The organism is Neoaquamicrobium sediminum, assembly GCF_013240295.1.
Taxonomy (GTDB): Bacteria; Pseudomonadota; Alphaproteobacteria; order Rhizobiales; family Rhizobiaceae; genus Aerobium; species Aerobium sediminum.
In genome coordinates, this window is sequence record NZ_JABETK010000008.1 from 1 (window position 1) to 13,196 (window position 13,196).

Here is a 13,196-nt window from a genome sequence, read left to right on the forward strand (position 1 = left end):
TCCAGATCAACACCCCTGGCGGCTGTAAATCTGCGCCTGACGATAGAGCGGAAGGTGATCGACGCTCGCCACTGACTAGAACATGGGCGACCATGTGGCCTCGGTCGGCAACCGCCGAGGATCAGCCGAGCAGGCGACGGTGCCTGCACCACGCGCCGTCGGTGCAGGACCGGCAACATATTTGGGGCGGCGGGTGACGATCACCCGGAACTGGGCTGGGATCACGTCCAGCCGCTCGGACACGTCTTCGCCAATGCGGTGCAGACCACCGCCGCAGCCACAGACCAGGCTTTCGGGCTCGATGATCGTAACAGATCAACGGCGGTGCCTGGGGAGCGAACCACGTTGGCGCTGCGTGGTTTGCCGATCGCCGTGCCGCACGATCCTCTGCATCTTCCTCGGCATGGACCCGCCGCGATAGCCGTTTCCAGATCCTCAACGCCAGATCGAACTGGTCCGGATCGCTCTTTTTCGACCTTCTGCGCCCGAAGGCCGCCTGCCTGAACGCGGCGACCAGCTTTTCCAGCTGTGCGATCCGATCGTCCTTGCGTTGATTGCGCGCTTCCGCGGCAACGAGCATCGCCTTGAGGCGGCAATATCGTCGGGAAGTTCGGTGCTATCGAGCATGACCGGAATCTACCAGATCAAGCACCGCATTCCCGCAAAAAGGCATGCCCTGAGGTCATCCTGCCGCAGTCATTCCACGGCTTCTGGAGCCGTGCTTCCACTGCCCGAACCCGGCGCCAATCGAGTCCAGAGAACAGGGCCCGAACTGCGCGTGGCTCAGCGTTATCAGCCCGTCCCCTCACCATAGGCCAGGTGAAGTTGTGCTCTTCCAGCCGCTTGTAGGCCACTGTTGTCAATCGGTGCCATCCCAGTAGAGCAGCTTCAGCCGGTCGGTCTTCTTGGCGCGGAACACAAAGACAGTGCCCGTGAACGGGTCCTTGTGTAGCTCGTTCTTCACCATCGCTGCCAGGCTGTCGTGGCCTTTGCGGAGATCGATCGGTTTGGTCGCCACCATGATCCGCACCCGGTTGGAGGGAAGATCATGAGCCCGCCATCAGCGCGTGGACCACCGAGGCAATCCGGGCCGACAGGCGCTGGCTCCAGCCAGTTGATCACCGAACCCACCACGACCTCCGGCCCAGCCGATGCAGTCGGTACGCGGCTGTCACGTCCTCAACAACCGGAGCGACCATCAGAGCCGCAAACTCAACCCGGATCCTCTGGTGCCGGCAGCGCCAGCTTCCCGTTCCCACGCAGAGAGTTCGCCAAGAGAGGAGCATGGTTGGCCTTCAGCCCATGCCGCTCCGCAACTTCACTAACGCGCTCGCCCCGGCCGCAGTGTCTCGGCGACAATCCGCGCCTTCACATCATCGGGCCACTGCCGATTGCGACGCCGCCTCGCCATTTTTGTGAAAGCTCCATTGAGGCGTCCATGGAGAAAACTCCGCACTGACCTCAATCAGTGCGCAATCTCATGGCTCACAACCTAGCGGAAGGTGAGATACAACACACCGCTTACACTGCATCGTTCACGCGGCAACTCTTTGGCAACCTCCATTCCTTTGGGGACAAGCAGCCCATGGCGGTCGGGATCGTGCAGTTCGTTCAGGAAGGCCGCTAAATCCGTTGCCAGGATCCGCTGCACTGGGTTCAACCCCGAAATGTCCTGCAACGGCTCTCCTGCGAGTTTTGGCATCAGCTGAGACGGAGTGTTCGCCAGCCTTCCCGCAATTCCATTCCCGGAACGGGCGCGGATAGAATGGGCGCACGATAACTGTTCCTGTTTTGACGCTGCCATATTTATTTTTGAGAGATCAGTGCGCGAGCTGAAACGACAACCCAGCATCCCAAACGCAACTTGGTATGCCGACCCTGGGGTCGAGATGTCGACCTGCTCAATGACAGCCACCACCGCAATCGCGCCGACTGCACCTCTAATGCGTTGGGCAACATTTCGATCAACGTCGCTGCGTCGCCGGTTTCGGTTTTGTCGACGGCGGGCTTGTTGGGGCAAGCCGGTACGCGCCGGCGAGAAGCGCACCTGCACCACGCCAGCAGCTTATTTTCTGAGCGCTGTGGCGAAGCGGATGAGATCGCCGACAGTCGAGTACCTGCCACCTGCTGGTCCACCTCGATATGGCAAGGAATCGGTGTTCGCCGCAACGGCGGCAGTTGTTCTCAACAGGTGCCCGCTCAGCCTTCTCGCCGGGCGGAACGCGGTGTAGCGATCGCGGTTTTCGGCGGCAGTTCGCTTACCGGGTAATTGTCCGTCGAGTTCATGCCCGCCGGCTGAAAGATGTGCTTGCGGACATAGTCGAAGCTTAGCTTTCCCGCTTACGTCTCGATGATGTCCGAGCAGGATGAAGCCGTAGCTGCTGGTATTCCCAACTGCTCCCGGTTCGAAGCGGGGAGCGTTCGGCCGAACAGGGCGATGAAGTCTTCCGGTTCCGTCAGGTCCTCGCGATTGGCGTTGAAGAGCTCGATTTCATCCGGCCCGAAGATGTTTCCAGCTCCCGCCGTATGAGTAACTGATGGATGGTTGCCGCGGCCATCGCCTCGTTCGGATAATCCGGGAGGTATGCTGAAAGCGGATCGTCGAGGCTAACCCGGCCGGCCTGCACCAATTGTAGAATGGCGTCCCGGTGAACATCTTGCCCATCGAACCGATGCCGAAAGCCGTGTCGACATCATTGGGGATCTGCTCGATGTCAGCGCAACCTTTGGCCTTCGCAAATATCGTCTCCCGTCTCTGGAGACCATCACAGCGCCAGCGAACATGTCGGGCCGTCTGCCGATCCAGTTCCTCCGCAAGTGCGGCGATCGCTTCCGATTCCGTCACGCGTTCGGCGACGCGTCCTGCACCGCCAACGACCCGCTCGCCACGTTGCAGATTGTCAGGCGGGGCGCTCGACGGCTGATCGGGGCCGTTGCGCGGAAGGCCCGGCGGCGAGTCGCCACCAATCACCACGGGTTCGGCTGTAGCAGAGTAGGTAGTAAGGAGGCAGACCAGGGTGGCCAGTGCCAATCCATTTAACGCCTTCATGGCTTCCACTTCCACGGAAAATGTGATGTGTGAGACGTGCTTGGGTGACTAGCCAAGTCCATTGAGAGGGTCATGTCGTACTCTTACTGATAAAGCTTCCGCAGGCTTGTCTGCAGGTAGTCCATGGCTGTCGACCACTTCGGGTCGGACCAGCGCTGCCCAATTTCCTCATCGGAAACGTTCTCAACCCGTTGCTGCAGCCATTTCCGTAGGGGATTGCGAACGCGACCCACCTTGTCCCCGAAGGCCAGGTGCGTCACTTGGGTACTGGCTGCGGCGCCGGCGGCGACCGCTCGTTTGAACAGCTCCTCAGCGTCCTCGACGAACAGGCGAAGGAATGCTGGGGTTGGCGGCCAATCACGCATGTCGAACATTAGAATGATCGTATTGCCGATGCGCATTTCGGCATGGCCGATGCTCCCATCCGGTTTTGAAGCTGCCGAGATCCTCTGCATCAAAAGCTTCCGAGAGAAAACTCATCAGCCGGACCGTATCTTTGCCGATGATCCAAGGTGCAACCGAGGCATAGCCGGGAGGAATATTGGTATGTTCTGCATGAGACAATCTCCATCGGGTTTGCGAACGGCACAATGACATGGTCTGTTGCCAAATGGTGTCAGCAGAGCCAAAGGTGCTAACTTGTCACCACTGAACGTCGTCTATTCACTGCTCTGCCTAAGCGCAGACGGGAAGCAGAGCCCGCACGGCATCGGTTCCAGGGTCGACTACTACAATCGGCGGCGTCCGCATTCGGCGGCAGGACGCCCGACGATGCCTGTGAAAGGACTGAATTGACGGGGCAACTGGCGGCGGCGGAGAAACAACTCGATCTGTCTTAGCTTAGCCGCCAACTGCCTCATCAAGCGGCACCAGCTCAGAGCCCCCGGCAGCCACCGCCATAAGCTGCGTCGCACCTGCCCAAGCCTTAGACTCCACGGTGTTTCAGTTTCCGCCTCACTTCTACTTTGCGGTCGGCCTTTTGTGTCGGCGATCTTGCGGCCCTGTTCGCAAGTTTTTAGGCTATCGGCGGACATTCACCGATCGGGCTGCGTTTTAAACCAGGTTGTGGCGCGTGATGCAATCGCTCCGAGCAAGGCCCCGAGCGAGAGCCACTGATGTAAAGACGTACAGACCTGCCAGGAACCAAAGCCCGCGCTCGATCAGCATCGTCGTCTCCATTGAAAAGGCGGAAAAGGTGGTAAAGCCTCCGAGAACACCGGTAGTGAGGAAAAGGCGGGCTTGTTGGGGCAAGCCAGGTACGCGCTGCGAAGTACCCCACCACAACACCCATCAGGCATGAGCCAACAACGTTTATGAACAGCGTGCTGAAGGGAAAATTCCGGGATGAACAGCCGCTGGGCGGTGACGTTGATGGCGTGGCGCGCCATGCCACCAAAGCCTGCACCGATGAAAATGATCAGATAATTCATGGTTGCTTCGCTGTTGGGGCAACCAGACCGTCGATCGCTATGCCAGCACCCATCCATCGACAGGCGAATTGCCTGTTGTTGTAGGAGTTATCGGCCAAGGTGGCGGTTGTCGGGAAACTCCATCCCCATCGAAAAAGCTGTATCCGAACGTTGGTTAGCCAGCTCGGCCAGGGCTGTCCTGCCCAGCTGCGGCAGTCCATCTTCCTGCGCCCAGGATGCCGCCGCGGGTGTCGCAGCAGGGGTCAAACTGCCACCGTGGCGAGGAAACCATCAGTACGTCAGCAGTCTCATCGGGATACTGATCCACGAAGAAATGCCCCCGGGCAGCGAAGCTTCCGCAACATTTTCGCACCGCTTTCGCCATTCGCCTGGGATATCGAAGAGATGCGCCATCTGGCCGGCAGCACTAAAGAAGACCAAGGTGGGGCAGCCGATCTTGCGATTGATATCGGCTGATCCAGCCAAGTCGACTGTTGCGGCTCGATAATCAGAACAGGACCCGTGGATCATATGGGGGTCCCGCCATGAGCGTCGGTATGCGGCAAGCATCTCATCATCGAAGTCGCCGATGCGCGTTGCGCCCCAGCCGACCAGGCAGGTTTCGTAGAAGAAATCAGGATTGGCGCCGATTACCCGCTCGGGAAACGGCTCGGGCTGCGAGAGGAAGTACCAGTGCCAGTATGCGCCTGCGACACGGTGATTTGTGTCCATGAACATCGCCAATGTTGGCATCGATGTCAAGCACCGCCAACGAAAGGATCTTGTCCGGATGGTCGAGTGCCATGATGCCCCGTTCTCCCGCCACGGTCGTGTCCGATCAAATGGAATCGCTCTATGCCGAGTTGCTAATGTAATGGGGAAGTGGACGAAGAAATCGCTCACCCGGACGCGCGAAACCGCTACGACGGCGAGTGTGGTACGGCAGTGGCGCCCGGCGAGGATGGTCCTTCCAGCCGCGACATGAATCGCGCGCGCCTCACGGTGACTGTCGTACGCGCGATGAGTGGGGCGCCGAAACGGTGACGTCGAGCGCATAACGATGAAACGGCGCAGATTTGCGGAAATCCAGAACATCGATCTCAACGCCGGGATTGAGCTCAGCCATGGTTTCCGCCCGGACCAGCACCGTTTCGAGTCGCTGAAACCCGATCACGCTACGCCGCTACGTCACGAAGCGAGTTGGTCGATCAGGGCGCAAGACCGACTTCATTCGGCGAATACCGCCCACGGTACACCCCCGTTCTTCGCGCGATGAGTTGCCGAAACGGTGATGTGACATAACTGCGCGCAGCCCCACAGGGCGATCACGTTTTCGCTGATGCTGAAAGCCATTGGCACGTCACCAGTTGGACGACGGGCGCAAGACCGGAGGACCCGAACATCCGCTTGAGACTTGAGCGACACTGGGCGGCGCAAGCGGCTCGAGCGACTGGAGGCGGAGGTTGGGCATCCGCTTCTTCAAAGAGGCGAGCGACAACCAGAAAAGATGCCCAATGATGGCTGAACCGAAATCCGCAAGGAACTGGTTTGATCGCGACGGCCGCAGCTATGCTTCGTTCAGACCGGAATATCCGGCTTCCCTGTCCCGTTTCTTGGCGGAGGCGGCACCCGATACGTCGAGAGCCGTAGACGTCGGCTGCGGCACTGGGCAGCTCACCCATCAGCTCGCAGACTTCTTCCAATCCGTGATGGGTGTGGATCCGAGCACTGAACAGATCGGCAACGCCCTGCCTCATGACCGTGTCGAGTATGTTTGCGCACCTGCCGAGAACCTACCGCTGCCCGATTGCAGCGTTACCCTTATTACCGCTGCACAATCCGCCCATTGGTTCGACCTTGCGGATTTCTACGACGAGGTCCGCCGGGTAGCCGTGAACGGGGCTGTGATTGCCTTGGTAAGCTACGGAGTGCCGCGCTTGGCTCCGTCCGACCTGGACGCACGCTTTAGGCGCTTCTATTGGGAAGAAATCGCTTGCTACTGGCCGCCGGAGCGCAAGCTCGTCGAGTCAGGCTATGCCGATCTCGAATTTCCGTTTGAGGAACGACCGACTCCCGGAATGGAAATCGACCGGGCTTGGGATCTGAGCGATTTTCTCGGTTACCTCTCGACATGGTCCGCTGTGCACCGGGTCAATGAGGCTGGCCGAGACGATATCCTCGAAGCTTTTGTGCACGATCTTCACCTCATCTGGGGAGATCGAAGGCGACCCGTGATTTGGCCGATCAACATGCGCGTGGGGATCACATGAACGAGTTCAAAGAGTGCTTGCCACTTGAAGTGGGGGTAGGAGCACGAGAGCGACTCACAGTTGCTCCTTTCCACACCGTGCCGGAGTTGGATGACACTTGGCCCGGCTTTCGCGACATGCCTCCGGTTCTTGCCACCGCGATGATGATCGGCTTCGTTGAACAAACCTGTATCGAAGCGCTTCGTCCTTATCTCCGGCCCCAGCAACGAACCGTCGGCACGCACGTCAACGTCAGCCACCTCGCGCCCACGCCCGTTGGCATGAGCTTTGTGGCTGATGTCAAACTCGTGGAGATCAACAGCAACTCGCTGTTTTTCACGGTCTCTTGCCGAGACGAGGCCGGCTTGATCGGTGAGGGGACCCACACCCGCGCCATTATAGACCTTCAGCGCTTCGCTCAGCGCGCGAACGAAAAGCGCGAACGCTGGAAATACGCGAAAGCCACACGTTCAATTTGACGTTCAGCATCCGCGATTGGACCGGGTCGCTGGCAGGAAACCGCCAAGGGGCATCACATGTTTGAGGGATTTCGGAATGAAGTCGTGCGCGTGGACGGCGTTGACATTGCCTGCGTGATTGGCGGCGACGGCCCTCCAGTTCTTCTGTTGCACGGATTTCCGCAATCAAAGGAGATGTGGGCGAGAGTGGCCCCAAAACTCGCTGCCAATTTCACCGTGGTTTGTTCCGACCTGCGCGGCTACGGCGCATCCTCCAAGCCACACGGCCTTCCCGACAACTCCAACTACAGTTTTCGCGCCATGGCAGACGATCAGGTCGGATTGATGGAGCAACTCGGCATAGAGCGATTCCATTTGATCGGACACGACCGTGGCGGGAGAACGGGGCATCGCATGGCACTCGACCATCCGGACAAGATCCTTTCGTTGGCGGTGCTTGACATCGTGCCAACATTGGCGATGTTCATGGACACAAATCACCGTGTCGCAGGCGCATACTGGCACTGGTACTTCCTCTCGCAGCCCGAGCCGTTTCCCGAGCGGGTAATCGGCGCCAATCCTGATTTCTTCTACGAAACCTGCCTGGTCGGCTGGGGCGCAACGCGCATCGGCGACTTCGATGATGAGATGCTTGCCGCATACCGACGCTCATGGCGGGACCCCCATATGATCCACGGGTCCTGTTCTGATTATCGAGCCGCCGCAACAGTCGACTTGGCGCTGGATCAAGCCGATATCAATCGCAAGATCGGCTGCCCCACCTTGGTCTTCTTTGGTGCTGCCGGCCAGATGGCGCATCTCTTCGATATCCCAGGCGAATGGCGAAAGCGGTGCGAAAATGTTGCGGAAGCTTCGCTGCCCGGGGGCATTTCTTCGTGGATCAGTATCCCGATGAGACTGCTGACGTACTGATGGATTTCCTCGCCACGGTGGCAGTTTGACCTGGCTGCGACACCCGCGGCGGCATCCTGGGCGCAGGAAGATGGACTGCCGCAGCTGGGCAGGACAGCCCTGGCCGAGCTGGCTAACCAACGTTCGGATACAGCTTTTTCGATGGGGATGGAGTTTCCCGACAACCGCCACCTTGGCCGATAACTCCTACAACAACAGGCAATTCGCCTGTCGATGGATGGGTGCTGGCATAGCGATCGACGGTCTGGTTGCCCCAACAGCGAGGCAACCATGAATTATCTGATCATTTTCATCGGTGCAGGCTTTGGTGGCATGGCGCGCCACGCCATCAACGTCACCGCCCAGCGGCTGTTCATCCCCGGAATTTTTCCCTTCAGCACGCTGTTCATAAACGTTGTTGGCTCATGCCTGATGGGTGTTGTGGTGGGGTACTTCGCAGCGCGTACCGGCTTGCCCCAACAAGCCCGCCTTTTCCTCACTACCGGTGTTCTCGGAGGCTTTACCACCTTTTCCGCCTTTTCAATGGAGACGACGATGCTGATCGAGCGCGGGCTTTGGTTCCTGGCAGGTCTGTACGTCTTTACATCAGTGGCTCTCTCGCTCGGGGCCTTGCTCGGAGCGATTGCCATCACGCGCCACAACCTGGTTTAAAACGCAGCCCGATCGGTGAATGTCCGCCGATAGCCTAAAAACTTGCGAACAGGGCCGCAAAGATCGCCGACACATAAAGGCCGACCGCAAAGTAGAAGTGAGGCAGGAAACTGAAACACCGTGGAGTCTAAGGCTTGGGCAGGTGCGACGCAGCTTATGGCGGTGGCTGCCGGGGGCTCTGAGCTGGTGCCGCTTGATGAGGCAGTTGGCGGCTAAGCTAAGACAGATCGAGTTGTTTCTCCGCCGCCGCCAGTTGCCCCGTCAATTCAGTCCTTTCACAGGCATCGTCGGGCGTCCTGCCGCCGAATGCGGACGCCGCCGATTGTAGTAGTCGACCCTGGAACCGATGCCGTGCGGGCTCTGCTTCCCGTCTCGATTGCGCTTAGGCAGAGCAGTGAATAGACGACGTTCAGTGGTGACAAGTTAGCACCTTTGGCTCTGCTGACACCATTTGGCAACAGACCATGTCATTGTGCCGTTCGCAAACCCGATGGAGATTGTCTCATGCAGAACATACCAATTATTCCTCCCGGCTATGCCTCGGTTGCACCTTGGATCATCGGCAAAGATACGGTCCGGCTGATGAGTTTTCTCTCGGAAGCTTTTGATGCAGAGGATCTCGGCAGCTTCCAAAACCCGGATGGGAGCATCGGCCATGCCGAAATGCGCATCGGCAATACGATCATTCTAATGTTCGACATGCGTGATTGGCCGCCAACCCCAGCATTCCTTCGCCTGTTCGTCGAGGACGCTGAGGAGCTGTTCAAACGAGCGGTCGCCGCCGGCGCGCAGCCAATTACCCAAGTGACGCACCTGGCCTTCGGGGACAAGGTGGGTCGCGTTCGCGATCCCTACGGAAATGTCTGGTGGCTGCAGCAACGGGTTGAGAACGTTTCCGATGAGGAAATTGGGCAGCGCTGGTCCGACCCGAAGTGGTCGACAGCCATGGACTACCTGCAGACAAGCCTGCGGAAGCTTTATCAGTAGAGTACGACATGACCCTCTCAATGGACTTGGCTAGTCCACCCAAGCACGAGTCTCACATCACATTTCCGAGGAAGTGGAAGCCATGAAGGCGTTAAATGGATTGGCACTGGCCACCCTGGTCTGCCTCCTTACTACCTACTCTGCTACAGCCGAACCCGTGGTGATTGGTGGCGACTCGCCGCCGGGCCTTCCGCGCAACGGCCCCGATCAGCCGTCGAGCGCCCCGCCTGACAATCTGCAACGTGGCGAGCGGGTCGTTGGCGGTGCAGGGCAGGGACGCGTCGCCGAACGCGTGACGGAATCGGAAGCGATCGCCGCACTTGCGGAGGAACTGGATCGGCAGACGGCGGCCGACATGTTCGCTGGCGCTGTGATGGTCTCCAGAGACGGGGAGACGATATTTGCGAAGGCCAAAGGTTGCGCTGACATCGAAAGGCAGATCCCCAATGATGTCGACACGGCTTTCGGCATCGGTTCGATGGGCAAGATGTTCACCGGGACCGCCATTCTACAATTGGTGCAGGCCGGCCGGGTTAGCCTCGACGATCCGCTTTCAGCATACCTCCCGGATTATCCGAACGAGGCGATGGCCGCGGCAACCATCCATCAGTTGCTGACTCATACGGCGGGAGCTGGAAACATCTTCGGGCCGGATGAAATCGAGCTCTTCAACGCCAATCGCGAGGACCTGACGGAACCGGAAGACTTCATCGCCCTGTTCGGCGAACGCTCCCCCGCTTCGAACCGGGGAGCAGTTGGGAATACAGCAACTACGGCTTCATCCTGCTCGGACGCATCATCGAGACAGTAAGCGGGGAAAGCTACTTCGACTATGTCCGCAAGCACATCTTTCAGCCGGCGGGCATGAACTCGACGGACAATTACCCGGTAAGCGAACTGCCGCCGAAAACCGCGATCGGCTACACCCGCGTTCCGCCCGGCGAGAGGCTGAGCGGGCACCCTGTTGGCGGGCAACTGCCGCCGTTGCGGCCGAACACCGATTCCTTGCCATATCGAGGTGGACCAGCAGGTGGCGGGTACTCGACTGTCGGCGATCTCATCCGCTTCGCCACAGCGCTCAGAGAAAATAAGCTGCTGGATGAAGAGCACACAGAGCTTTTAATCGCCGGCAAGGTCGCTTCGATGGGTTCTTCCAGATATGCCTACGGCTTTAGCGACGAGCTTTCGGGGGATGGTGTGAGGGTGGTCGGCCACAATGGTGGCGCCCCGGGCATCTATGGACAGCTGCTGATTTTTCCGGACTCCGGCTACGTGGTCGCCGTGCTTGCCAACCGGGATCCGCAAGGCGCAATTGGTGTGATCCAGTCCATCTCATCTCGTCTACCGGCGAAATGATCGGCGACAGAGCGTTCTCTCGAACGGTTATTCAAGCTGTTCCGCTTGAGTTTGCGCTCTCGGACGACGACGCGGCATTTGATAGCGCCGCGCCTTTATGAATCAACCATGCCGCGCCGGTGAAGCCCGCGCGGCGCCTGACGTCACCGACACGCGACAACAGCGCGTCGTCGACAAAACCGAAACCGGCGACGCAGCGACGTTGATCAATGTTGCCCAACGCATTAGAGGTGCAGTCGGCGCGATTGCGGTGGTGGCTGTCATTGAGCAGGTCGACATCTCGACCCCAGGGTCGGCATACCAAGTTGCGTTTGGGATGCTGGTTGTCGTTTCAGCCTGCGCACTGATCTCTGCAACAAATATGGCAGCGTCAAAACAGGAATAGGCGAGCTGTGCGCCCATCTCTATCCGCGCCCGTTCCGGGAATGGAATTGCGGAAGGCTGGCGAACACCTCGTCTCAGTTGATGCCAAACTCGCAGGAGAGCCGTTGCAGGACATTTCGGGGTTGAACTACGAAAAGCAGCGGATCCTGGCAACGGATTTAGCGGCCTTCCTGAACGAACTGCACTCGATCCCGACCGCCATGGGCTGCTTCGTCCCCTAAATGAGGAATGGAGGTTGCCAAAGAGTTGCCGCGGAACGATGCAGTGTAAGCGGTGTTGTATCCCCACCTTCCGCTAGGTTGTGAGCCATGAGATTGCGCACTGATTGAGGTCAGTGCGGAGTTTCTCCATGGACGCTCCAATGGAGCTTCTCACAAATGGCGTGAGGCGGCGTCGCAATCGGCAGTGGCCCGATGATGTGAAGGCGCGGATTGTCGCCGAGACACTGCGGCCGGGGGCGAGCGTTAGTGAAGTTGCGGAGCGGCATGGGCTGAAGGCCAACCATGTCTCCTCTTGGCGAACTCTTGCGCGGAACGGGAAGCTGGTGCTGCCGGCACCAGAGGATCCGGTTGAGTTTGCGGCTCTGATGGTCGCTCCGGTTGTTGAGGACGTGACAGCCGCGTACCGACTGCATCGGCTGGGCCGGAGGTCGTGGTGGGTTCGGTGACCGTCCGGCTGGAGCCAGGCGCTTCGTCGGCCCGGATTGCCTCGGTGGTCCACGCGCTGATGGCGGGCTCATGATCTTCCTCCAACCGGGTGCGGATCATGGTGGCGACCAAACCGATCGACTTCCGCAAAGGCCACGACAGCCTGGCAGCGATGGTGAAGAACGAGCTACACAAGGACCCGTTCACGGGCACTGTCTTTGTGTTCCGCGCCAAGAAGACCGACCGGCTGAAGCTGCTCTACTGGGATGGCACCGGATTGGTCATGGCCTACAAGCGGTTGGAAGAGCACAACTTCACCTGGCCTATGGTGAGGGACGGGCTGATAACGCTGAGCCACGCGCAGTTCGAGGCCCCGTTCTCTGGACTCGATTGGCGCCGGGTTCGGGCAGTGGAAGCACGGGCTCCAGAAGCCGTGGAATGACTGCGGCAGGATGACTCAGGGCATGTCTTTTTGCGGGAATGCGGTGCTTGATCTGGTAGATTCCGGTCATGCTCGATAGCACCGAACTTCCCGACGATATTGCCGCCCTCAAGGCGATGCTCGTTGCCGCGAAGCGCGCAATCAACGCAAGGACGATCGGATCGCACAGCTGAAAAGCTGGTCGCCGCGTTCAGGCAGGCGGCCTTCGGGCGCAGGTCGGAAAAGAGCGACCTGACCAGTTCGATCTGGCGCTGGAGGATCTGGAAACGGCCATCGCGCGGTCCATGCCGAGGAAGATGCAGAGGATCGTGCGGCACGGCGATCGGCAAAACCACGCAGCGCCAATCGTGGTTCGCCTCCCCAGGCACCTGCCGCGGATCGAGCAGATCATCGAGCCCGAAAGCCTGGTCTGTGGCTGCGGCGGTGGCCTGCACCGCATTGGCGAAGACGTGTCCGAGCGGCTGGACGTGATCCCAGCCCAGTTCCGGGTGATCGTCACCTCGCCGCCCCAAATATGCTTATGCCGGTCCTGCACCGACGGCGGTAGGCACCGTCGCCCGCTCGGCTGATCTCGGCGGGTTGCCGACCGAGGCCATGGTCGCCCATGTTCTAGTCAGCAGCATGCCGATCA

15 protein-coding genes, 4 pseudogenes and 2 riboswitches are annotated in these 13,196 nt (G+C 59.5%); of the genes and pseudogenes, 11 read left to right on the plus strand and 8 right to left on the minus strand.

All coding sequences use genetic code 11. The annotated features are described in order from the left end of the window. Positions 1 to 12: 12 nt before the first annotated feature. The 8 genes and pseudogenes from HK436_RS30250 to HK436_RS32720 form a co-directional block, all read right to left on the minus strand. Positions 13 to 627, minus strand: a pseudogene (locus tag HK436_RS30250) (transposase domain-containing protein); the annotation flags it as partial. A 232-nt stretch (positions 628 to 859) separates the two neighbouring features. Continuing rightward, a complete protein-coding gene (gene tnpB / locus HK436_RS30255) occupies positions 860 to 1,021 on the minus strand; it encodes an IS66 family insertion sequence element accessory protein TnpB (RefSeq protein ID WP_173195244.1) in 162 nt (53 codons plus the stop codon). 471 nt (positions 1,022 to 1,492) lie between these two features. Next, entirely contained in the window at positions 1,493 to 2,056 is a 564-nt protein-coding gene (locus HK436_RS30265; protein ID WP_173195245.1) for a hypothetical protein, read from the minus strand. A gap of 400 nt (positions 2,057 to 2,456) precedes the next feature. Beyond that, positions 2,457 to 2,627, minus strand: a complete 171-nt coding sequence (locus HK436_RS33935) for a hypothetical protein (protein ID WP_376769236.1) — start codon at positions 2,625 to 2,627, stop codon at positions 2,457 to 2,459. Positions 2,628 to 3,132: 505 nt separating this feature from the next. Further along, entirely contained in the window at positions 3,133 to 3,504 is a 372-nt protein-coding gene (locus HK436_RS30275; protein WP_206680668.1) for a VOC family protein, read from the minus strand. A gap of 598 nt (positions 3,505 to 4,102) precedes the next feature. Then, positions 4,103 to 4,479, minus strand: a pseudogene (gene crcB, locus HK436_RS30280) (fluoride efflux transporter CrcB). A 74-nt stretch (positions 4,480 to 4,553) separates the two neighbouring features. Further along, positions 4,554 to 4,615: riboswitch (Fluoride riboswitch) on the minus strand. 134 nt (positions 4,616 to 4,749) lie between these two features. After that, complete coding sequence (locus HK436_RS30285; RefSeq protein ID WP_194248684.1) at positions 4,750 to 5,190, minus strand: hypothetical protein; 441 nt, start codon at positions 5,188 to 5,190, stop codon at positions 4,750 to 4,752. A 265-nt stretch (positions 5,191 to 5,455) separates the two neighbouring features. Then, positions 5,456 to 5,584 carry a hypothetical protein gene (locus HK436_RS32720; RefSeq protein WP_280515907.1) on the minus strand — a complete coding sequence of 43 codons (129 nt, stop codon included), beginning with the start codon at positions 5,582 to 5,584 and terminating at the stop codon, positions 5,456 to 5,458. Positions 5,585 to 5,921: 337 nt separating this feature from the next. Here HK436_RS32720 and HK436_RS30290 point away from each other — a divergent pair, with 337 nt between their 5' ends. The 11 genes and pseudogenes from HK436_RS30290 to HK436_RS30340 all read left to right on the plus strand — a co-directional run. After that, positions 5,922 to 6,728, plus strand: coding sequence for a class I SAM-dependent methyltransferase (locus HK436_RS30290; RefSeq protein ID WP_244649570.1), 807 nt, complete (start codon positions 5,922 to 5,924; stop codon positions 6,726 to 6,728). Then, on the plus strand, positions 6,725 to 7,186 hold the full coding sequence (locus tag HK436_RS30295) for a thioesterase family protein (protein ID WP_173189788.1): 462 nt from the start codon (positions 6,725 to 6,727) through the stop codon (positions 7,184 to 7,186). The genes HK436_RS30290 and HK436_RS30295 overlap by 4 nt, the downstream gene beginning before the upstream one ends. Positions 7,187 to 7,372: 186 nt before the next feature. Next, positions 7,373 to 8,098 carry an alpha/beta hydrolase gene (locus HK436_RS30300; RefSeq protein WP_312860544.1) on the plus strand — a complete coding sequence of 242 codons (726 nt, stop codon included), beginning with the start codon at positions 7,373 to 7,375 and terminating at the stop codon, positions 8,096 to 8,098. Positions 8,099 to 8,232: 134 nt separating this feature from the next. Next, a riboswitch (Fluoride riboswitch) is annotated at positions 8,233 to 8,294 on the plus strand. Positions 8,295 to 8,368: 74 nt separating this feature from the next. After that, entirely contained in the window at positions 8,369 to 8,749 is a 381-nt protein-coding gene (crcB, locus tag HK436_RS30305) for a fluoride efflux transporter CrcB (RefSeq protein ID WP_173189790.1), read from the plus strand. A 504-nt stretch (positions 8,750 to 9,253) separates the two neighbouring features. After that, a complete protein-coding gene (locus HK436_RS30310) occupies positions 9,254 to 9,736 on the plus strand; it encodes a VOC family protein (protein ID WP_173189791.1) in 483 nt (160 codons plus the stop codon). A 355-nt stretch (positions 9,737 to 10,091) separates the two neighbouring features. Continuing rightward, positions 10,092 to 10,547 carry a serine hydrolase domain-containing protein gene (locus HK436_RS32725; protein WP_280515667.1) on the plus strand — a complete coding sequence of 152 codons (456 nt, stop codon included), beginning with the start codon at positions 10,092 to 10,094 and terminating at the stop codon, positions 10,545 to 10,547. Continuing rightward, a pseudogene (locus HK436_RS32730) lies at positions 10,508 to 11,092 on the plus strand (serine hydrolase domain-containing protein); the annotation flags it as partial. The gene HK436_RS32725 and the pseudogene HK436_RS32730, both read left to right, overlap by 40 nt. A 97-nt stretch (positions 11,093 to 11,189) precedes the next feature. Beyond that, positions 11,190 to 11,477 (plus strand): hypothetical protein, encoded by a 288-nt coding sequence (locus HK436_RS30325; protein WP_173189795.1) that lies wholly within the window; start codon positions 11,190 to 11,192, stop codon positions 11,475 to 11,477. A gap of 360 nt (positions 11,478 to 11,837) precedes the next feature. After that, on the plus strand, positions 11,838 to 12,143 hold the full coding sequence (locus HK436_RS32735) for a transposase (protein WP_280515908.1): 306 nt from the start codon (positions 11,838 to 11,840) through the stop codon (positions 12,141 to 12,143). A 98-nt stretch (positions 12,144 to 12,241) separates the two neighbouring features. Then, positions 12,242 to 12,565: an IS66 family insertion sequence element accessory protein TnpB gene (gene tnpB / locus HK436_RS30335; protein ID WP_173195247.1), complete on the plus strand. Its 324-nt coding sequence runs from the start codon at positions 12,242 to 12,244 to the stop codon at positions 12,563 to 12,565. Between the two features lie 68 nt (positions 12,566 to 12,633). After that, positions 12,634 to 13,196: pseudogene (locus tag HK436_RS30340) on the plus strand (IS66 family transposase); the annotation flags it as partial.

Excerpts from the sequence above, each read along its gene's own strand:
- tnpB (WP_173195244.1), bottom strand. The coding sequence starts at position 1,021 with ATGGTGGCGACCAAACCGATCGATCTCCGCAAAGGCCACGACAGCCTG.
- HK436_RS30275 (WP_206680668.1), bottom strand. The coding sequence starts at position 3,504 with ATGCAGAGGATCTCGGCAGCTTCAAAACCGGATGGGAGCATCGGCCAT.
- HK436_RS30285 (WP_194248684.1), bottom strand. The coding sequence starts at position 5,190 with ATGGACACAAATCACCGTGTCGCAGGCGCATACTGGCACTGGTACTTC.
- HK436_RS32720 (WP_280515907.1), bottom strand. The coding sequence starts at position 5,584 with ATGGCTGAGCTCAATCCCGGCGTTGAGATCGATGTTCTGGATTTCCGC.
- HK436_RS30295 (WP_173189788.1), top strand. The coding sequence starts at position 6,725 with ATGAACGAGTTCAAAGAGTGCTTGCCACTTGAAGTGGGGGTAGGAGCA.
- crcB (WP_173189790.1), top strand. The coding sequence starts at position 8,369 with ATGAATTATCTGATCATTTTCATCGGTGCAGGCTTTGGTGGCATGGCG.
- HK436_RS30310 (WP_173189791.1), top strand. The coding sequence starts at position 9,254 with ATGCAGAACATACCAATTATTCCTCCCGGCTATGCCTCGGTTGCACCT.
- HK436_RS32725 (WP_280515667.1), top strand. The coding sequence starts at position 10,092 with ATGTTCGCTGGCGCTGTGATGGTCTCCAGAGACGGGGAGACGATATTT.
- HK436_RS30325 (WP_173189795.1), top strand. The coding sequence starts at position 11,190 with ATGAATCAACCATGCCGCGCCGGTGAAGCCCGCGCGGCGCCTGACGTC.
- HK436_RS32735 (WP_280515908.1), top strand. The coding sequence starts at position 11,838 with ATGGAGCTTCTCACAAATGGCGTGAGGCGGCGTCGCAATCGGCAGTGG.
- tnpB (WP_173195247.1), top strand. The coding sequence starts at position 12,242 with ATGGTGGCGACCAAACCGATCGACTTCCGCAAAGGCCACGACAGCCTG.